Genomic DNA, 231 nt, shown 5'->3' with positions numbered 1-231 from the left:
CCGCCATTATCAAAGCAGTCCACCAACGCCATAAACCCTGCTTGGGTTTTTCAGGCAGAAAACGTAAGAAATCAACCTGCTCACCAATTTGCGCCACAAGTGACAACGACACAGCCGAAGCGGCGCCAAATAGTAATAGATTAAAACCTTGCCCCTGCTCTCCAGCTAGACCTGTAAACCCTAACCATTGCTTTAGGTCACTATCTGGATGAGTAAATACAAAATACAAAG

1 protein-coding gene is annotated in these 231 nt (G+C 45.5%); it reads right to left on the bottom strand.

Translation table 11 applies throughout. The annotated features are described in order from the left end of the window. Nucleotides 1-231 (bottom strand): hypothetical protein (locus tag ACX6CF_RS26840; protein ID WP_458788436.1); only part of this gene is annotated, 231 nt, incomplete at both ends.

The organism is Vallitalea sediminicola (assembly GCF_054408565.1).
This window is presented reverse-complemented; position numbering and strand designations above follow the sequence as displayed.